The sequence below is a fragment of the Bradyrhizobium sp. McL0616 genome, from assembly GCF_049993385.1.
GTDB lineage: Bacteria > Pseudomonadota > Alphaproteobacteria > Rhizobiales > Xanthobacteraceae > Bradyrhizobium.
Window position 1 is genome coordinate 2,562,127 of sequence record NZ_CP188255.1, and the last position, 18,403, is coordinate 2,580,529.

An 18,403-nucleotide genomic window follows, 5' to 3' on the forward strand; every position below is an offset into this window, starting at 1 on the left:
ATGGTGATGTACTGGGTTGCCCTTCTTGCCATCAGCATCCTGATCTATCTCCTGCTCGACGGGTTCGATCTCGGCGTCGGCATGCTGTTCGGCGTGGCCGGCGGAGAGAAGCAACGGGATGCCATGCTGAGCACGGTCGCTCCGGTCTGGGACGGCAATGAAACCTGGCTGGTCGTCACGGGCGTGATCATGTGGGGCTCGTTTCCCGTGGTCTACGCCATGGTGATGTCGGCCTTCTATATCCCTGTTCTCGTGATGCTGCTCGGATTGATCCTGCGCGGCGTGGCGTTCGAGTTTCGCGGCAAGGCGCTCAGTTCGCGCTGGGTCTGGGATGTCAGCTTCGTCGCGGGCTCGTTTGCCGCCAGCTTCATGCAGGGCGCGATGGTCGGCGCTCTCGTCGAAGGACTCCAGTTCTCCAACGGCGATTATACCGGTGGAACGCTCGGCTGGCTGACCGCCTTTTCCGCGCTGTGCGGGATCGGGCTCTGCTTCGGCTATTCGCTGCTCGGCGCCTGCTGGCTGGTGAGGAAGTGTGATGGTCCCGTTCGGGATGCCGCACGGCGCCAGATCCCGCCGCTGGCGATCGGCGTCCTGGTCTTCCTGGTCATCGTCTTTGCGTATGCGCTCGCCGAAAACCTCCCGATTCTGCAGCGCTGGACCGACCGGCCCTATCTGTTCGTGTTTCCCGTGATCGGCGCCGGTGCGGCCGCGATGCTGGCCAAGAGCATCCTGCGCCATGACGACTATTGGCCGTTCCATATGGTCGCCCTGATCTTCGTCGCGGCTTTCGCCACGCTCGCCCTGTCGTTCTGGCCCTACATGATTCCGTTCGTCGTCACGATCGACGAGGCCGCGGCGCCTCATGCAAGTCTCGCATTCATGTTCTGGGGCGCCGGCCTGTTCGTATTCCCGCTGATGCTGCTCTATGTGGCGATCGGCTATCGCGTCTTCCGCGGCAAGGCGGCGCCTGCTGCCGATCACTACTGACGGCTGCACGCTCGAAGTTGCCGTGAGCTGTCACAGACAAGAAGAAAGGCGCCGCTTTCGGCGCCTTTCTCGTTCAGAACTCTTGCGAGGCTGGCTCAGGATTTGGGCATGACGCCGGGGCTGTTGTCCGGCCATTGGGCGATCAGCTTCTCGTCGATGTTGAAGTGCTGGGCGACCAACCCGGGGGGCGTGTGCGTCAGCCAGTTGGAGAGCGACACCTCCTCGTAGCGAGGGGCCCGAAACACGCCGACGAACTGCAGCTCGGTGTCGCCGACGTTCTCGACATAGTGGCCGAGATTGCGCCGGACGTAGCCGATGTCGCCGGCGCCGAAGTCGGTCGTCAACGCATTGGGGCCGGTGTCGAACACCGTCATCCGCGCCTTGCCCTTGATATAGTACTGCCACTCGTCGGCATTCGGATGCCAGTGCATCTCCCTGACAGCCCCCGGCGGCATCGACACCAGCGCCGCAGCGACGGTGGTGGCAACCTTGAAGGTGGTGCTGTCGGCGACGCGGATGCTGCCGGCGGAGCTCTCCTTGACCGGGGCCGAGCCGCCGAGCGAGTGGACGAAGGGGTAGGGCGGCGCTTCGGCGTGCTTTGCAACGGCTGCGCGATCGGCGGCGAGATCGCCGGGCACGGTCCCCTGAAAGATCCAGCGGTTGTGCAGTGGGATCTTTGCGAACGCGTCGGCCGGAACACCGAAGTTCTTCGCCAGCACCTCGGGCGGCGTGTGGGCGAACCAGTCGGTCACCAGGAGCGTGTTGAATTCATCGGCGTGGCCGTCGTCGAAACAGATCACGAACTCGCAACCATCGGGGCCCAAGCCCTGCAGCGAATGCGGCGCGCCCGGCGGAAAATACCAGAGGTCGCCGACTTTGAGGTCGCCGACATAGGGGCGCCCCTGCGTGTCGAGCACGGTGACGCGGCAGGAGCCGTAGGTCAGGATCGACCATTCGGCAGCCTGGTGCCAATGCAGCTCGCGGATTCCGCCGGCAGCCAGCCGCATGTTGACGCCGGAGATCTCCTTCGAAATGGCGAAGTCCTCGACGGTGACCTGACGGGCCCAGCCGCCATTCTGGATGCGTCTTGGCGCATTGTTGAACGAGGCCCAATCCATCGGCATGCCGCCGACGTCGGTTGCCGGCGGAGTTTGTGCGGAAGGAAATTGTTTGGCCAGCTCCGGATTTTGCGGACCGGGATCGGTCAGGCTTCCGGGGCTCTTGGCGTTCACAGCGCCTTGCGGCGGCTCGTCCGGATTGCCGAAAGTTGCCGCCTGCGCGCTAGAACCGACCATGGCAGCGCCTGCCGCCGACATGGCCAGCAAATCACGTCTTGAAAACATCTTGGGTCGCTCCTGAAAAATGTCGAAAGCCCTCTGTGGCGACGGGGCTACAGCCGATAAATCTAGTCTCCGGTTGCCGTTCCAGCTTCCGCGAACAGCGCTCTTTTTGCCGGAATGCATGGCTGCTGCGGCCGGCCGGGTCCGAACGCGTGCAATTGCGAAATTCGAGGAATAGCGGCGGGGCTCGAAACGTCGCGGTCACGTATCGGCGTGGAGGTCGCAGCGCGGCAGATCCGCCGGAATGGAGACCGGCAGCGTGAACCAGAAGCGGGCGCCGCCATTCGCACCATGGCCTTCCGCGCCGATCCGGCCTCCATGCGCTTCGACGATCGACCGGCAGATGGGGAGTCCCATTCCCATGCCGCTGTCCTTGGTCGTGAAGAAGCTTTCAAACAGCCGATCGACATGTTCGGCGGCGATGCCGGGGCCGTTGTCCTCTACGGAGCAGCACAACGTGGTCGTGTCCTGTGTGACCGTGCTGATGACGATCCTGCGATCGTCATATCCCGCTTGCGTCATCGCCTGCACCGCGTTGATGGCGAGATTGACGATCACCTGCTGGAGCTGGGTGCGGTCACCGAGCACCTGCGGTGCGCTCGGATCGGGCCGGTGCAGGATCGTCACCGCGCGGGATTCCATGTCGTGTCGAAGGAAGAGGAGCGCTTCGCGAATGATCTGGTCGAACGACAGCAATGACTGCTCTGGGGCTTTCCGGGAGGCCATCCCATGAACGCGCGCCACGATGTTCGCGGCGCGCTGTGTATCCACGACGACGTTCTCGATGGTCTTGCGTATCTCGACGATATCGGGGCTGGGCCTGTTCAGCCAACGGAGCCCGGCGGCGCCGTTGGTGGCGATGGCGGCCAGGGGCTGATTGACCTCGTGGGCGATCGACGCAGTGAGTTCGCCAAGCATCGAGACGCGGGCGGCATGCGCAAACTCGGCCCGCACCTGCTGGAGCTTCTTCTCGGCGCGAACACGCTGTGAGATGTCGATGGTGCCGACCAGGCTCACTTCGAGATCGTTGATGGGACCGACCCGGGCCGTCGTGAAGAGGACGTCGACGACGCGGCCGTCCCACGTGACCATCTTGGTCTCTTCCTCGAAGTTCGTCTCACCGCGATAACGGGATTCCATGGCCCGCCGGAACGTATCGGGCCGCTCCTTCCAGGTCTCCGCCATGGAACGTCCGACATAGTCGTCGACGCCGCCTCCGAACATCTGGATGGCCCGTTCGTTGGCCTCCTGAAACGAGAGCGCATCCATGCAGGTCCGAAGAAACTCGGGATGGCTGTCGAAATAGGTGCCGAGGTCCTTGACCCCTTCGGCGCGCAATTTCCGGAATAGGACCACCAGCCTGCTGGCATCGAGCTGCCGGAATGCGATCGGCATGCGGCTGAACAAATGACGGTAACGCTGCTCGCTTCGCTCCAACTCGGTATGGGCCTTCTTCTGGGCGGTGATGTCCATGACCGCGCCGACGAACTCGAACTGGCCCCGGCCGTTCGTCATTCCGCGAGCGACCACGCGGATGGTCCGAATCGAGCCGTCCTCCAGCATCAGCCGGTTTTCCTGGGAGAAGTCGCCCCTCTCGTTCACCGCCCGGTCGATGGCCTCGCGTACGGCGTTGACGTCGTCGGGATGCGTGCGCTTGAGGACGACGTCGAGCGACGGTCGCGATGTCGGTGCGAGATCGAAAATCCTGAACGTTTCATCCGACCAGAAGAGCTCTCCGGTCGCGACGTTCCAGCCGAAGCTGCCGGTCTGGCTGAGCCTCTGTGCCTCCGCGAGATAAGCGGCCTCGTGGCCGTGGTCGCCTGACCGCCTGGTCAGACTGATCACCGCGAGCAAAGTGGCGAGAAAGGCGGCGAAGACGATCGTGGTGGAGTTGAATCCGAGCAGTGAACAGGCGAATGACAGCAGACTCAGGACAACGCTGCTCCAGGCCCACAATGGAGCGCGATCCAGCTTGGCCCGGTCCGGAAGCACACGGCGCCACCACCGCTGGGGCTGTACGGAGTTAGAGCCATCCAGGCGGTCGAGCATCATGCGAGAGATCTACCGCGTCGCAGAAGGGCGGTCTTTTGTGTTTTCGCAGGCGCCTTGTCAAAACGCACGAACCGCGATTGGGTTGTTCGCCGCCTGCGACCCTAGGCCATCTCAACGGCAGGTTTCGTCACGCCGAAGCGCCGCTCGAACTCGGCGACATCGACAACGCCGCGCCGGTGAGTGCCGTCGCCGATCTTGCGGCCGCCATCCCAAGCCTCGACCTCGAACAGAACGCTCCTGGTTTCGACCGCGACAACTCGCGCGATCGCGCGCACGGTGCGGCCGACCGGGGTTGCCGCCAGATGGCGGACATTCACCATCATCCCGACGCTGACATGGCCCGCGGACAGCAACGGCTGAACCGCTGATCCGGCGGCCATCTCCATGTGCAGGATCATCATCGGCGTGCCGTAGACAGCCGGCATTCCCGGCACCACGTGGCCTACCGTCATCTCGGGCGTGACGGTCACCAGCTTCTCCGCCGTCGTACCGGGGGTCACCTTCTCAAGCGGATTCATGGCTCAGTCCCGTATCTGCCTCGGTCGTGGATGGGGTGGGTATCGCGGCGACTCGCGGCTTGCGCCCGGTGAGCCAGTTGCTGAGCCGGTCGAGATAGAGATAGACGACGGGCGTGGTGTAGAGTGTCAGAATCTGCGACAGCATCAGGCCGCCGACGATCGTGTAGCCGAGCGGCTGACGCAGCTCCGCGCCGGTGCCGGAGCCGATCATCAGTGGTACGCCGCCCAGCAGCGCCGCCATCGTCGTCATCAGGATAGGGCGGAAGCGCAATGTGCAGGCCTGGTAGATCGCCTCTTCCGGGCTGAGCCCCTGCTCTCGCTCCACCTCGAGGGCAAAATCGACCAGCATGATGCCGTTCTTCTTGACGATGCCGATCAGCAGGATGATGCCGATGATCGCGATGACGCTGAGATCCATGTGGACCGCCAGCAGCAGCAGCAGCGCGCCGATGCCGGCGGACGGCAGCGTCGAGAGGATCGTGATCGGATGGATCAGGCTCTCATAGAGGACGCCGAGGATGATGTAGATCACGATCAGCGCCGCCCCGATCAATAGCGGCGTGCCTGAGAGAGAGGACTGGAAGGCCTGCGCATTGCCCTGGAACGATGTCGCTAGCGAGGCCGGCTTGCCGGTATCCTTCTCGATTTTCTGGACCGCCGTCACCGCGTCGCCCAGGGCCGCGCCGGGCCGCAGGTTGAACGAGATGGTGACGGAAGGAAACAAGCCCTGATGGTTGATGAGAATGGGGGCAGGCTTGATGACCGTATGGACCAGCGTGCTGAGCGGTACCTGCTGACCGCTGGCGGAGTTCAGGTAGATATCCTTGAGCGCCTCGGGCCCGTACTGGAAGCGCGGGTCGACCTCCATCACGACGTGGTACTGGTTCAGCGAGGTGAACATGGTGGAGACGATGCGCTGACCGAAGGCATCATCGAGAGTGTTGTCGATTGTCGAGGGCAGGATGCCGAAGCTGGAGGCGACTTCGCGGTCCACCGTGACGTCAAGCAACGGACCGGCATTCGCCTGGTCGCTTGCGACATCGGTAATGACATCGAGCGCGCGCAGCTTCTCCAGGAAGATGGCCGACCAGTGGGTCAGTTCATCGGAATCTGCATCCGTCAGGGTGTACTGATACTGCGTCTTCGACAGACGCGCGCCGATCGTGATGTCCTGAGCCGCCTGCATGTAGAGCGTGATGCCCTGAATGTGAGCCAGCTCGGGCTCGAGCCGCTCGATCACCTGATCTGCGCTCGCCTTGCGTACCGACTTCAAGACGATGAAAATGCGCCCCTGATTGAGCGTCGCTGTCGGGCCACCCGGTCCGATATAACTAGTCACCGATTCGATCGCCGGATCCTTGCGCAGGATGTCGACGATTGCCTGCTGACGCTCGGACATGGCGGGGAAAGAGATATCCTGCGAGGCCTCGGTGATGCCAACGATCTGTCCGGTGTCTTGTTGCGGGAAGAAGCCTTTCGGGATGATCACGTAAAGGTAGCCGGTCAGCGCGATGGTGGAGAGCATCACGAGCAGCGTCGTAAAACGGTGCCGCAGCACGACGCGCAGACCTCGCGCATAGAGCGCAAGCAGGGCATCGAAGCCGCGCTCGAACAGAAGATAGAGCCTGCCGTGCTTCTTTCGCGACTCGTCCTTCAAGAGGCGCGCGCACATCATCGGCGTCAAAGTGAGCGAGATGACCAGCGAGAGCAGCAGTGCGGCGGTGATCGTGACGGCGAATTCCTGGAACAGCTTTCCGACGTAACCGCCCATCAGGAAGAGCGGGATGAACACCGCGATCAGCGACAGGGTGATGGAGACGATCGTGAAGCCGATTTCGCTGGAACCCTTGAGCGCGGCCTCCATGGGCGTCATGCCCTGCTCGAGATGACGCACGATATTCTCGATCACGACCACGGCGTCGTCGACCACGAAGCCGACCGCGATTGACAGCGCCATCAGTGAGAGATTGTCGAGGCTGTAGCCGAGTACATAGAGAATCGCGAAGGTCCCGATCAGCGACAAGGGAACGGTGATCGCGGGGATGATCGTGGCCCAGAAGTTCCGCAGAAACAGGAATATGACCATCACCACCAGCGCGACCGTGAGCATCAGGGTGAACTGAACGTCGGAGACGGCGGCGCGGATGGTGGCGGTACGGTCCGCGGCGATCGTCACCTTGATCGCTGGAGGAACGGACGCCTGCAGTTTGGGCAGCAACGTCCTGATGCGATCGACGGTCTCGATGACATTGGCGCCGGGGACGCGCTGGACTGCCAGCACGAGGGCGGGCTCTTTGCCGTACCAGCCGGCCAGAAGGTCGTTTTCCGGCCCCTCGATCGCCGTGCCGATGTCGCGGATCCGCACCGGTGAACCGTTGCGATAGGCGATGATCAGGGCTTCGTAGGCGGACGGCTTCAGCAGCTGATCGTTGGTGTTCAGCGTATAGGTGACGCGTGGGCTGTTGAGCGTGCCCTTCGGCAGATCGACATTAGCGCCGGCGATCACGTTGCGGACGTCCTCTAGACCGATCCCCCGGTCGGCAAGCGCCTGCGGGTTGACGCGGACACGGATCGCGGGCTTCTGCTGACCGCCGATTCCCACGAGTCCCACGCCTGGAATCTGCGAGATCTTGGGTAGCAGGATATTCTCGGCATAGGCGTCGACCGTGGTCAGCGGGAGCGATTCCGACGTGAGCGCGATCAGCATGATCGGCGTCTCGGCCGGGTTCACCTTCCGGATCGTCGGCGGATAGGGGATGTTAGGCGGCAGAAATGGACTTGCTGCATTGATCGCGGACAGCACGTCGACCGCAGCGCTGTCGACGGTGCGCGACAGTTCAAACTGGATCGTGAGCTGTGCCACGCCCAGCGCGCTGGACGAGGTGAGCTGCGTGACGCCCGGGATTTGGCTGAGCTGCTGCTCCAGGGGGGTGGCGACCGAGGACGCTATCGTTTCCGGATCGGCGCCCGGCAATTGTGCCGAGATCTGGATCGTCGGGTAATTGACGTTGGGCAGCGCGCCGACCGGCAGCAGGGGATAGGTTGCAAGACCGCACAACAGCAAGCCCGCCATCAGTAGCGCGGTTGCGATCGGCCGCAGGATGAAGGGCGCAGAGAGGTTCATGGGATGGCGTTCTGCACGGAGCTCTGAAGGTCCGCTTCGCTCGCGGCCTTGCCATGCAACTCCCGAACGCGGCTGCCCTCCTTGAGCCGATACTGACCGTCCACGACGACGACGTCGCCAGCCTTCAGGCCCTGGTCGATCAGGGCCTGCCCATCGCTGATCTGCGCGACGTGAACCGGGCTCAAGACGGCCGTCTGGTCGGACGTCACGACATAAACATAGGCGCCACTCGGGCCCTGCTGCACGGCCGAGCCGGCGACGGTCAAAGCGTCCTTTCGCAGCTCGAGCAGCAGGCGAGCATTCACCAGCTGTCCCGGCCACAGCCGGTGATCAGGATTTGCAAATTCGGCCTTGAGCTGGATGGTACCTGTTGTCCCCGCGATCTCGTTGTTGACTAACAGGAGCTTGCCTTCATCGAGCTTCACTTTGTTGTCCTGGCTGTAGGCGATGACCTTCAGCGGCCCCTTTGCCAGGTGCTCCTGGATCGCAGGAAGGTCCGTCTGTGGCAGAGTGAAGAGCAGCGAGATCGGCTCGATCTGGGTGACGACGACGAGACCGTTGGGATCGGTCGGATGGATAATGTTGCCGACGTCAATCTGGCGGACACCGGTGATGCCAGGAATGGCGGATGTCAGGCGCGTATAACTGAGTTGGACGTTGGCCTGATCGATTTGCGCCTGATCCGCCTTCACGGCTGCCCGGAGCTGCGCCACCTGCGCTGTCTGCGTCTCGATGAGCTGCGGCGTCGCATATCCCTTGTCGCCGAGCTGATTGTAGCGGGAAAGGTTGGCCTCCGCGTTCACGAGCTGAGCCTGGTCGCGGTCGCGATTTGCCGTGAACTGCTCGATCTGGGCCTGATAGGGACGCGGATCGATCTGGGCGAGTAGGTCGCCGGCCTTGACCTTCTGCCCCTCGGTAAAGACGATCTGGATGAGCTGTCCCTGAATTTGGCTGCGCACGACGTCGGTATTGTAGGCAATCACCGTACCGATGCCGCGCAGGTAGATCGGAACGTCCTTGCCGGCAACGGTGGCCGAGACCACCGGGACAGCTGCAGGCACGACGGCCGCGACAACGGCCGGCTGCGTGCGCTTGCTATAAAACCAGAAGCTTACGCCTGCCAGTACAGCGGCGAGAGCAATGAGCGCGATGGTGGGGCGTCGTTTCACGGCGGAGTTCCTCCAAAATCTCAGGGATTGCCGGGGCCAGCAGCCGAACTCGCGCTCCCCGGAAGATTTGAGCCGGGCACCGGCACGATCGGGCTGATTCCGGCGCCGCCGAGTTCAGTGGCGCCCAATGGAACTCCAACGCGTCCGACCATGGATGTCGAGGGCAGGGCAGACGAAGGAATTCGGCTATCGCTGCAGGAGAGCGCTGTGCCTCCGGAAAGCCCGCCTCCGTCGAACAGCGCGCCGGACGACGCGGCATTGCCGGATCCGGCGCAGCCCGTCGTGCTCTGCGCGGGATTGAGCGGAGAGACGCCCGGTGTTGCGACTTCGGTCGATCCCAATGGAATGCCCACAGGCCGCGTGGATTGCGGATTGAGGGGCGACGTCGCAAGCATGCCGGCAGGCGGCTGCATGCCCGGCACCGTCGTTTGAGCGATGGTTGCGGCCGGAGCCAGCCACAGCATGGCCGCCGCAAGCATCACACCGTTGTTTGTTGAATGCTGTTTTCGCATGGAATGAAGGCTCCGGCTGACTGCGATCGAACAATAGGAAGGTGCGCAAGCGCGGGTATTTCCAGAATGCACGTCCCGCTCCCCGGCTGCACGACGGCGAGGAGCATCAGGTCCTTGACGAGTCGCGCTCCGTTTCGCGCGACTACGTTGACGCGTCGCCTCGCCATCGGCCCCGAGGCGGCTTTAGCTATCTCAGGATGGCGCGCGCGCGTGCGATCTCCCGTCTGCACGCGGCGATGTCGCCGGTGTGATTTGCGGTGCGCGCGCGATCGAGCGAATCGAGCGCGTCGGTGAAGTCGATGCCGTTGCTACCTTCTGCTTCCGCGAGCGAGCGGGGCGTCGGTTGATAGTTGCGTAACGCCCTGAGGCTCTCCGGCTTCCAGCCGTGGGAGCCCGCGTCCTTCTCGATGGCCTGATCGAGCTGGGCCTGCGTTTGCGCGATGTCATCCGTGCAGGTTCCGGCATGAGCCGGTATTGTTGCGCACAGCAGGACGAAGAGGGCGGTCCGGCACTTTGCGATGGATGTCATTGTTCGATCCTATGCTTGGATTTCGAGTGACTTCAGGAACGTTGTCGTGAATGACAGAGCGCGCATCGATCGTCTTTCATATCCGAACGCCGCCCGCTCACGCTCGCGCGAGATCCCTGTCATGAATGTCAGTGTGCATGACGTGGGCCTTCTGCTTGAATGCATCTCTCAACCGGGCCTTGTCCGGAGGACGCGCGAGCAGCGATTGTCGCGGGTCGCGCTTCCCGACGTGCGAAGTCGCAAGGACAGTTGTTTGCCGAAATACGCAAGCAGCTCTCGAAACTAGTATCGCGTCATTCCAACCCGGAGTGATCCTGACATGAAACACCTCAACGCTGGCCTCGCCTTTGTCGCCGCTCTCTCTCTATTCTCGACCGTCGTTCCGGCGCGCGCGGAACCACTGAAGAACATCGTCCTGGTGCACGGCGCCTGGGTGGATGCATCCGGCTGGAAGCCGGTCTACGAGATTCTGACCAAGGAAGGCTTCCGCGTCACCATGGTGCAGGAGCCCGAGACGACGTTTGCCGATGACGTCACGGCAGCAAAGCGCATCCTCGATCTCCAGGACGGTCCGACCCTCCTTGTCGGTCACAGCTACGGCGGCTCGATCATCACCGAGGCTGGCGTTCATCCGAGCGTCGTCGGTCTCGTCTACGTCGCCGCACACGCGCCGGACGTCGGCGAGGACGAATCTGCGCTGGGCAAGAAGACCCCGAGCGTGCTCGGGAAGACCGAAGGCGTCATCAAGGTGACGCCCGACAAGTTCACCTATCTCGATCCGGTGCAATTCCCGAAACTGTTCGCGCCCGATCTCCCGCGTGAGCGGACCGAGTTCGCTGCGCGCTCCCAGGTGCTGGCGGCGACGCAGGTGTTCAGCACACCACTGACTGCGGCTGCGTGGAAGACCAAGCCGAGCTGGGGCATCGTCGCGGGTAGCGACCAGATCATCAATCCCGATCTCGAGCGCTGGTACTACGAGCGCGCAAAGAGCCAGACCACCGTGATCCCGGGCGCCAGCCACTCGGTCTACGAGTCGCATCCAAAAGAAGTGGCGGCGATCATTATCCGCGCCGCGCGCAGCATCCAGCAGCCGGTGACGCGCTGACGACACTTCTGCCGGTCCTGACGCACGATCGGCAGAAGGAAGGCCGGTGGGAGTGACATACTCCCGCCGGCTCGACTGTCCCATCCGGAGAATGTCCATGAACGTGATCGAAAAGACCGGCACCGTCCTGAACTGGAAGGTGACGACGGTGAAGCGGGCTGGACTGAGCCGCGACTTGCCGTCCGGCAATCCGGATCTGATGTGGGTGGCGAATTCGTCGACGCTGATCTATGGCGAACGGGATGCGATCCTCGTCGACACGTTCCTCACCGCCGGGCAGTCGAAGACGCTGCTGGACTGGGTCGTGTCGCGCGAGCGAAATCTGACCACGGTCTATGTCACGCACGGGCATGGAGATCACTTCTTCGGCCTCGCGCAGCTGCTCGAACGCTTTCCGCAGGCAAAGGCTGTTGCGGTTCCCGAGGTTGTCGACGAGATGAAGGCACAGCTCTCGCCGGAATCGCTCGATGGCTTCTGGCGCAAGCGCTTCCCTGGTGAGATCGCAGAGCGCCTGGTCGCGGCGGAGCCTCTCGAAGGAGAGCTCACGCTCGAAGGACACAAGTTCGTCGTCATCGACATGGGACGAACCGATACGGCGCGCTCCACCGCCCTTCATGTCCCGTCTCTAGGCCTGATCGTCGCCGGCGACACCGTGTACAACGGCATTCATCCTTATCTGGCCGAAACCGACACGCAGAGCCGGCTTGAATGGATCGCTGCGCTCGACCGGCTCGAGGCGCTGAAGCCACGCTTCGTGGTGGCCGGACACAAGAAGCCGAATAACGACGATGATCCGCGCAACATCGCGGAGACCCGCCGATACCTGTTCGATTTCAACCGCCTCGATAAGGCGACGACATCGCCGCGCGAGTTGTACGAAGCGATGCTCGCGCTCCATCCCGACCGTGCCAATCCGGGATCGCTCTGGGGCGGGGCCAACGCCGCAAAGGGGCCAAGGTCATGACGAACTGGCAGAACAATCGCGCCGCGCGTGACGCGCGCATTGCGGCGGGAGCTGGCCTCGCCCTCGGCAAGATCGTCGAAGCACGCGACGTCACGCGCCTGCTGGAGGCCGTGATCCGGCCGGGTGACCGGGTTTGCCTGGAGGGCGACAACCAGAAGCAGGCCGACTTGCTGAGCCGCGCGCTGCTGGCGGTCGATCTCTCCAGGGTCAACGATCTGCACATGGTGCAGTCGGGTGTCGTTCTTCCCGAGCATCTGGACCTGTTCGACCGCGGAGTCGCGAAGCGGCTCGACTATGCTTATTCCGGACCGCAATCGGCGCGCATTGCGCGGATGCTATTCGGCGGTAAGATCGAGCTGGGCGCGGTTCATACCTATCTCGAATTGTTCGCCCGCTACTTCATCGACCTCACGCCGCACGTCGCGCTGATCGCCGCCGTCAGCGCCGACCGCGAGGGAAATCTCTACACCGGTCCGAACACCGAGGATACCCCGACCGTGGTCGAGGCAACGGCGTTCAAGGACGGCGTCGTGATCGCGCAGGTCAACGAGATCGTCGATACAGTTCCCCGGGTCGATATCCCCGCAGACCGTGTCCACTTCATCGTCAAGGCCGACAAGCCGTTCTTCGTCGAGCCGCTCTTCACGCGCGATCCGGCCGCGATCACGGAAGGCCAGATCCTGACAGCGATGCTCGCGATCAAGGGCATCTATGGGCCCTATGGCGTGCAGCGGCTCAATCACGGTATCGGCTTCAGCACCGCCGCGATCGAACTCCTGCTGCCGACATTCGGCGAGAGGTTGGGGCTAAAGGGCAGGATCGCGACCCACTTTGCGTTGAATCCGCATCCCGCGCTCATTCCCGCCATCGAGTCCGGCTGGGTGCAGCAGATCCATTCGTTCGGCTCGGAGGTCGGCATGGACGACTACATTCGCGCCAGATCCGACGTCTACTTCACTGGTCCCGACGGCTCGTTACGCTCCAACCGCGCCTTCTGTCAGACCGCCGGTCTCTATGCTTGCGACATGTTCATCGGCTCTACCCTGCAGATCGATCTGCAGGGAAATTCGTCGACCATCACCACCTCGCGCATTGCAGGCTTCGGCGGCGCACCGAACATGGGGGCGGATGCTCGCGGGCGGCGACATCCGAGCGAGCCCTGGCTGAAGGCCGGAGCGGAGGCCGACCCAGACGGATCGGCACTGATGCGCCGCGGCCGCAAGCTCGTGGTGCAGATCGGCGAGACGTTCGGGGACAAGAACGTGCCTCTGTTCGTCGAGAAGCTCGACGCGATCGAACTCGCGGAGAAGCTGAATCTCGAAATCGCGCCGGTCATGATTTATGGCGACGATGTCACGCACATCGTCACCGAAGAGGGCGTGGCGAACCTCCTGCTGTGCCGGACGGCGCAGGAACGCGAGCAGGCCATCCGCGGCGTTGCCGGCTACACCGATGTCGGTCGCCGGCGCGATCGCAACATGATTGGCCATCTGCGGGAACGTGGCGTGATCCGCCGCGCAGAGGATCTCGGCATCAACCCGCTCGACGCGGATCGCAGCCTGCTGGCGGCGCGCTCGATCAAGGACCTCGTGCGCTGGTCGGGCGGGCTCTATGCGCCGCCATCGAAATTCAGGAACTGGTGAGGACGGGCCATGGAAGATCTCAGCTTTCAACACTCGGTTAGCGCGCGCGCGGGCGGCACCAAGCAGAACGCAATTGTCGGCGTGGTTGCCTCGGGCAATCTGGAAGTGCTGGTGGAGCGCATTTTGCCGGACGCAGAATGCGTTGTCGACATCAGGACTGCGGCGATGGGCTTCGGTGAGATATGGAGCGCCGTGATCGGCGATTTTGTCGAGCGTTATTCGCCTGGCGGACTGAAGTTCTCGATCAATGATGGAGGCGCGCGTCCCGACACGGTCTCGCTCCGGCTGGCGCAGGCGGTGCGACTGATCGCGGAGAAGGGCCGATGATCGCCCCGCTTAAGGATTTCGTCCAGGCCGAACGGGCCCGTAGCACCAGTTTCAACGAGGCCTCGGCGCGCACGCGGCTGGCGCTGTTGCTCGATGGCGGCAGTCTTGTCGAGTTCATCGGGCCGGAACAGCGTGAGGTCAGTCCGCATCTCAAGACATTCGATCTTCCCGAGCAATACGATGACGGCATCGTCGTCGGTCATGGTCGCCTCGATGGTGCACCGGTTTTCGTCGCCGCGCAGGAAGGACGCTTCATGGGCGGTGCCTTTGGCGAGGTGCACGGTGCCAAGCTGAGCGGGCTGCTTCACGCTGCGCGCCAGATGGGCTCGATCCCCGTCCTGATCCTGTTCGACACGGGGGGTGTGCGGTTGCAGGAGGCTAATGCAGGCGAACTCGCCATCGCCGAGATCATGCGTGCAATGATGGAGGCACGCGCCGCTGGCGTAAAAGTTATTGGTTTGATCGGTGGTAGATCCGGCTGCTATGGCGGCGGCGGCCTGATCGCGGGCTGTTGCTCCGCGCTCGCCGTCTCGGAACCCGGGCGCATCGCCGTATCCGGCCCCGAAGTCATCGAGACCAATCGCGGCGTCGAGGAGTTCGATTCTCGCGACCGCGCTCTGGTCTGGCGCACCATGGGCGGCAAGCACCGGAGGCTGCTCGGTGCCGCCGATGTCTTCGCCGACGACACCGTTCAGGATTTCCGCGAAGCTGCGCTCGAGTTGCTCGAGTTGCTAGGCCTGGTCGGGACTTTCGGCCTCGACAGGTTGAGGGCGGAGCATGAGCGGCTGGCCGACAGGTTGCTCCGTTTCGGTGCCTGCGAAGATGCGATTGATATCTGGACAGCGGAAGGTGTCGCGCATGCGGGAACGGTGCCGGAATTGCCGGCCGACCAATTCATTGCACTCGCCAACAGGATCGGGAGGACCAGCCGTGACGCTCGATGACATTCTCGTATCGCTGTTTCCTGACGGCCATGAGGTCAGGAATGACAATGGCATCATTGCCGGTTCGGCGACGCTGCGCTCCGTCGGTAAAATCCTCGTCATCGGTGTTGCAGATCGGACCGCGCTAGGCGTCGACGAAGCCATCAGGCTTTCCGGGCATGTCCTGGATTCGATCGACAAGGGAAGCGGACCGATCCTGGTCCTCGTCGATAGCGACAGCCAGCGCATGAGCAAACGTGACGAATTGCTCGGGCTGAACGAGTTCCTCGCGCATCTGGCGAAGGTGCTGATCCACGCGGACATGCACGGCCGCCCGACAATCGGTCTTCTCTACGGCCACTCGGCGGCGGGGGCCCTGCTTGCAACGGGACTCGCAACCCGTGTGCTGGTCGGATTGCCCGGCGCCGAACCCGCGGTGATGGACCTGCCGTCGATGGCGAAAGTCACCAAATTGTCGATGGCAGCTCTGGAGGAGAAGGCGAAGTCGACGCCGGTCTTCGCCCCGGGTCTGTCCAATCTCGAGCAGATGGGCGCCGTTCACATGACATGGCGTGATGCCTCCTCGCTCGCCGAGCAGTTGGAGGCGCTGCTCGCCGAGATGCCTTCTGTGCAGGATCGGCGGGGTGCGCTTGGCAAGGAGCGTGGTGGCCGGCTGAAGGCCGCCGATATTGCGGAGCGCGTTCGTGACCTCGCCCTGCAAATCCGGTGAACGGCCACCCTGTCGTCACGACCTCGTCTTCGTCAGCCAGCAAGGTTGGCGCACGATGCTGGATGCGCACGGCGATCTCGCAACCGATCCCCTTCTCGCGCGCTGGCCTAAAATGAGATGGCCGACGATCAGACGGCGCGCTTTGCCATCTGAGGCAACCGGCCTCGCCTTGGGCCTGCCCTTGCCGCCTTCGGCCGGCAAGAAGCGGATCTCTTTTCTGGTTGATATCGACCAGGTCGCCTCGGTCGCGAGGCCGCCGTCGCTGCAACAGGCGCAAGCTTACGCGCCGCGCAATTGGTGGTCCGCGCTCGACCGGCTCGACGCGTTGGCTCTCCGGCATTCGGTGGACGCGCGGGTCTTCGGCAGCCTGGCCTGGCAGTCGTTGACCGGACTCGACTATGTGACCGGCCGTTCCGATCTTGATGTCTTGTTCGAGTTTCGCCGAGAAACCGACATCGATCATTTCGTCGCCGATGTCGCCGCGATCGAGACTGGTGGGCCGATGCGGCTTGATGGCGAGTTGATGGGTGCCGATGGGGCTGCGGTCAACTGGCGCGAATTGCACGGCGGCGCAAGCGAGCTTCTGGTCAAGAGCATCGATCGCGTGGTCCTGCTTGGCAGGCATCAATTCATTTCGGGAGCGGCGGGATCATGATCACCACGGCCGCAAGAGGCGTGGAACGGCCGGTGCTGCGCCGAGCGCAGCCGGCGCCCGAAGTCTCCACAATCGGTGCCGTCGCCGCCGGCTGCCTCGTCAAGGAGCTCGAAACGTGGCCAAAGCCGGGGCTCGTGAGTCACGTCGATAGTGGCAGTCACGACGACATGGATGCGGGCACGTTTCGCCGCAGTGCTGCGGCCATCAGGCCCTATCTGCAACGCTTAGCAGATGCGGGCGCGCTTGGCTGCGGCATGGGGCGGTTGCGGATCATCGGCCTGGAGGCGGAGCGCGCCATGCTCGCGGCGACGTCGGGGGTCAACACGCATCGCGGCGCGATCTTCGGGCTCGGCCTGCTGTGCGCGGCGGCCGGCGCGAAAGCCGGCGGGTTGGTCGATCCCGGGCTTCCGCTCGGCGATGTCGTGGCGCGCCTGTGGGGCGACAGCATCCTCGATGGTCCGGTGTTGCTGCACAGCCATGGCAGTGTGGCGCGCCGCCGCTTTCGCGCGGGCGGTGCGCGTATCGAGGCCGCGAAAGGATTTCCCAGTGTCTACCGGATTGGCTTGCCGGCCTTGCGGAGAGCGGCGCCTGTCGTACCGGAGGATACGGAAGCCGCCCGGGTCGAGGCGTGCTTTGCCCTGATCGCATCCGTTGAAGACACCAACCTCTTGCATCGCGGCGGCCTCAACGGCCTTCGCTTTGCACATGACGCGGCGCGTCGCTTCATCGACGCCGGCGGCGTCTGCGCGTCCGGCTGGCGTGCGCGGGCGCAATCGATCCACGAAAGATTCGTCGCCCGTCGTCTTAGCCCGGGCGGATCGGCCGATCTGCTTGCAATGACGCTCTTCGTCGACGCCCATGAAAGGCCGAGCCGATGATGTCCAATGCAATCCTGATGGCGCTGGTGCCAGTCTTCTTCGTTCTGCTGTTGGGATACACCGCCGGCAAGTTTCATGTCGTCGACAATCTCCATGTCGACGCTCTCAACGCTCTCGTGATGGATTTTGCGCTGCCGGCCTCGCTGTTCGCCGCGACCGCCTCGGCGTCGCGCCGTGATATGATCGAGCAGTTTCCGCTCTTCCTGGTGCTCGGCGTGACGATGCTGCTGCTCTATTTCGCCTGGTACTGTGCTGCACGTAGGTTCTCCAAGGTCTCCCGGTCCGAGGCGTCGCTACAGGCGTTGACGATTGGCTTTCCGAATCTCGCCGGCGTGGGTCTTCCGATCATGATGTCCGTCGTGGGTCCGGCTGGCGCCGTCCCGGTTGCGGTTGCATTGGCGGCGGGCTCGATCCTCATAAGTCCATTGACACTAATCATTGCGGAAATGGGCGCCGCCAATGCTCGTGGCGGGGAAATGGCCGCGCGGCAGGTCCTGATGGCGGTCGGGCGTGCAATCACCAAGCCGGTGGTGCTCGCGCCGGCGCTTGGCATCCTGTTCTCGCTGTCGGATGTGGGCCTCGACGCACTGGCCCATGCCAGCCTCGCGCTGATCGGAAGTTCGGCTGCCGGCGTCGCCCTGTTCCTCACCGGAGCCATTCTGTCGGCGCAATCGTTTCGGCTGGATTGGAAGATCGCGGCTGCAACGGTAGCCTCGGACATCGTCCGCCCGCTGCTGGCTGTTGCGGTCATTCACCTCATTCCGATCGCGCAGGATGCCGCGAAGACGGCCATTCTGCTCGCTGCCGTACCCTCGGGCTTTTTCGGAATTCTGTTCGCGGTCAACTACCGTCTGGATTCCGCAAGGGCAGGATCCATGGTCATTGCCAGCACGGCATTCAGCGTCGTGACCCTGGCGGTTGCGATCGCAATGCTCTTTCCGAACTAG

At 63.4% G+C, this 18,403-nt stretch carries 17 protein-coding genes; 10 read left to right on the forward strand and 7 right to left on the reverse strand.

What is annotated here, in order from left to right:
- A complete protein-coding gene (cydB, locus tag ACPPVR_RS12105; RefSeq protein WP_426614446.1) occupies positions 1-987 on the forward strand; it encodes a cytochrome d ubiquinol oxidase subunit II in 987 nt (328 codons plus the stop codon).
- A 95-nt stretch (positions 988-1,082) separates the two neighbouring features.
- Here cydB and ACPPVR_RS12110 read toward each other — a convergent pair whose 3' ends face one another.
- From ACPPVR_RS12110 to ACPPVR_RS12140, 7 genes are all read right to left on the reverse strand, one after another.
- Positions 1,083-2,330, reverse strand: a complete 1,248-nt coding sequence (locus ACPPVR_RS12110; protein ID WP_426614447.1) for an oxalate decarboxylase family bicupin — start codon at positions 2,328-2,330, stop codon at positions 1,083-1,085.
- 198 nt (positions 2,331-2,528) lie between these two features.
- Positions 2,529-4,379 carry an ATP-binding protein gene (locus tag ACPPVR_RS12115; RefSeq protein WP_426614448.1) on the reverse strand — a complete coding sequence of 617 codons (1,851 nt, stop codon included), beginning with the start codon at positions 4,377-4,379 and terminating at the stop codon, positions 2,529-2,531.
- A gap of 101 nt (positions 4,380-4,480) precedes the next feature.
- Entirely contained in the window at positions 4,481-4,897 is a 417-nt protein-coding gene (locus ACPPVR_RS12120) for a thioesterase family protein (RefSeq protein ID WP_426614449.1), read from the reverse strand.
- On the reverse strand, positions 4,884-8,021 hold the full coding sequence (locus tag ACPPVR_RS12125; RefSeq protein WP_426614450.1) for an efflux RND transporter permease subunit: 3,138 nt from the start codon (positions 8,019-8,021) through the stop codon (positions 4,884-4,886). Before ACPPVR_RS12125 ends, ACPPVR_RS12120 begins: the two co-directional genes overlap by 14 nt.
- A complete protein-coding gene (locus ACPPVR_RS12130) occupies positions 8,018-9,190 on the reverse strand; it encodes an efflux RND transporter periplasmic adaptor subunit (RefSeq protein ID WP_426614451.1) in 1,173 nt (390 codons plus the stop codon). The genes ACPPVR_RS12125 and ACPPVR_RS12130 overlap by 4 nt, the downstream gene beginning before the upstream one ends.
- A gap of 20 nt (positions 9,191-9,210) precedes the next feature.
- Complete coding sequence (locus tag ACPPVR_RS12135) at positions 9,211-9,702, reverse strand: hypothetical protein (RefSeq protein WP_426614452.1); 492 nt, start codon at positions 9,700-9,702, stop codon at positions 9,211-9,213.
- A 187-nt stretch (positions 9,703-9,889) separates the two neighbouring features.
- Positions 9,890-10,231, reverse strand: a complete 342-nt coding sequence (locus tag ACPPVR_RS12140) for a hypothetical protein (protein ID WP_426614453.1) — start codon at positions 10,229-10,231, stop codon at positions 9,890-9,892.
- A 319-nt stretch (positions 10,232-10,550) separates the two neighbouring features.
- On the opposite strand from ACPPVR_RS12140, the gene ACPPVR_RS12145 reads away from it, so the two are divergent.
- The 9 genes from ACPPVR_RS12145 (at position 10,551) to ACPPVR_RS12185 (ending at position 18,403) form a co-directional block, all read left to right on the forward strand.
- Positions 10,551-11,336 carry an alpha/beta hydrolase gene (locus ACPPVR_RS12145; protein WP_426614454.1) on the forward strand — a complete coding sequence of 262 codons (786 nt, stop codon included), beginning with the start codon at positions 10,551-10,553 and terminating at the stop codon, positions 11,334-11,336.
- Between the two features lie 97 nt (positions 11,337-11,433).
- On the forward strand, positions 11,434-12,300 hold the full coding sequence (locus ACPPVR_RS12150; protein ID WP_426614455.1) for an MBL fold metallo-hydrolase: 867 nt from the start codon (positions 11,434-11,436) through the stop codon (positions 12,298-12,300).
- The gene (gene mdcA / locus ACPPVR_RS12155; protein WP_426614456.1) at positions 12,297-13,943 is read left to right on the forward strand and encodes a malonate decarboxylase subunit alpha; all 1,647 of its coding nucleotides are present in this window, start codon (positions 12,297-12,299) and stop codon (positions 13,941-13,943) included. The genes ACPPVR_RS12150 and mdcA overlap by 4 nt, the downstream gene beginning before the upstream one ends.
- Before the next feature lie 9 nt (positions 13,944-13,952).
- Entirely contained in the window at positions 13,953-14,270 is a 318-nt protein-coding gene (gene mdcC / locus ACPPVR_RS12160; RefSeq protein WP_426614457.1) for a malonate decarboxylase acyl carrier protein, read from the forward strand.
- The gene (locus ACPPVR_RS12165) at positions 14,267-15,214 is read left to right on the forward strand and encodes a biotin-independent malonate decarboxylase subunit beta (RefSeq protein ID WP_426614458.1); all 948 of its coding nucleotides are present in this window, start codon (positions 14,267-14,269) and stop codon (positions 15,212-15,214) included. Before mdcC ends, ACPPVR_RS12165 begins: the two co-directional genes overlap by 4 nt.
- Positions 15,201-15,923 (forward strand): biotin-independent malonate decarboxylase subunit gamma, encoded by a 723-nt coding sequence (gene mdcE, locus ACPPVR_RS12170; RefSeq protein ID WP_426614459.1) that lies wholly within the window; start codon positions 15,201-15,203, stop codon positions 15,921-15,923. Before ACPPVR_RS12165 ends, mdcE begins: the two co-directional genes overlap by 14 nt.
- On the forward strand, positions 15,898-16,578 hold the full coding sequence (mdcG, locus tag ACPPVR_RS12175) for a malonate decarboxylase holo-[acyl-carrier-protein] synthase (protein ID WP_426614460.1): 681 nt from the start codon (positions 15,898-15,900) through the stop codon (positions 16,576-16,578). Before mdcE ends, mdcG begins: the two co-directional genes overlap by 26 nt.
- A complete protein-coding gene (gene mdcB / locus ACPPVR_RS12180; protein WP_426614461.1) occupies positions 16,575-17,456 on the forward strand; it encodes a triphosphoribosyl-dephospho-CoA synthase MdcB in 882 nt (293 codons plus the stop codon). The genes mdcG and mdcB overlap by 4 nt, the downstream gene beginning before the upstream one ends.
- Positions 17,453-18,403 (forward strand): AEC family transporter, encoded by a 951-nt coding sequence (locus ACPPVR_RS12185; RefSeq protein ID WP_426614462.1) that lies wholly within the window; start codon positions 17,453-17,455, stop codon positions 18,401-18,403. Before mdcB ends, ACPPVR_RS12185 begins: the two co-directional genes overlap by 4 nt.

What these genes read in the sequence shown, in the direction of transcription:
- cydB (WP_426614446.1), top strand. Translation starts at nt 1, where the DNA reads ATGGTGATGTACTGGGTTGCCCTTCTTGCCATCAGCATCCTGATCTAT.
- ACPPVR_RS12110 (WP_426614447.1), bottom strand. Translation starts at nt 2,330, where the DNA reads ATGTTTTCAAGACGTGATTTGCTGGCCATGTCGGCGGCAGGCGCTGCC.
- ACPPVR_RS12115 (WP_426614448.1), bottom strand. Translation starts at nt 4,379, where the DNA reads ATGATGCTCGACCGCCTGGATGGCTCTAACTCCGTACAGCCCCAGCGG.
- ACPPVR_RS12120 (WP_426614449.1), bottom strand. Translation starts at nt 4,897, where the DNA reads ATGAATCCGCTTGAGAAGGTGACCCCCGGTACGACGGCGGAGAAGCTG.
- ACPPVR_RS12125 (WP_426614450.1), bottom strand. Translation starts at nt 8,021, where the DNA reads ATGAACCTCTCTGCGCCCTTCATCCTGCGGCCGATCGCAACCGCGCTA.
- ACPPVR_RS12135 (WP_426614452.1), bottom strand. Translation starts at nt 9,702, where the DNA reads ATGCGAAAACAGCATTCAACAAACAACGGTGTGATGCTTGCGGCGGCC.
- ACPPVR_RS12140 (WP_426614453.1), bottom strand. Translation starts at nt 10,231, where the DNA reads ATGACATCCATCGCAAAGTGCCGGACCGCCCTCTTCGTCCTGCTGTGC.
- ACPPVR_RS12145 (WP_426614454.1), top strand. Translation starts at nt 10,551, where the DNA reads ATGAAACACCTCAACGCTGGCCTCGCCTTTGTCGCCGCTCTCTCTCTA.
- ACPPVR_RS12150 (WP_426614455.1), top strand. Translation starts at nt 11,434, where the DNA reads ATGAACGTGATCGAAAAGACCGGCACCGTCCTGAACTGGAAGGTGACG.
- mdcA (WP_426614456.1), top strand. Translation starts at nt 12,297, where the DNA reads ATGACGAACTGGCAGAACAATCGCGCCGCGCGTGACGCGCGCATTGCG.
- mdcC (WP_426614457.1), top strand. Translation starts at nt 13,953, where the DNA reads ATGGAAGATCTCAGCTTTCAACACTCGGTTAGCGCGCGCGCGGGCGGC.
- ACPPVR_RS12165 (WP_426614458.1), top strand. Translation starts at nt 14,267, where the DNA reads ATGATCGCCCCGCTTAAGGATTTCGTCCAGGCCGAACGGGCCCGTAGC.
- mdcB (WP_426614461.1), top strand. Translation starts at nt 16,575, where the DNA reads ATGATCACCACGGCCGCAAGAGGCGTGGAACGGCCGGTGCTGCGCCGA.
- ACPPVR_RS12185 (WP_426614462.1), top strand. Translation starts at nt 17,453, where the DNA reads ATGATGTCCAATGCAATCCTGATGGCGCTGGTGCCAGTCTTCTTCGTT.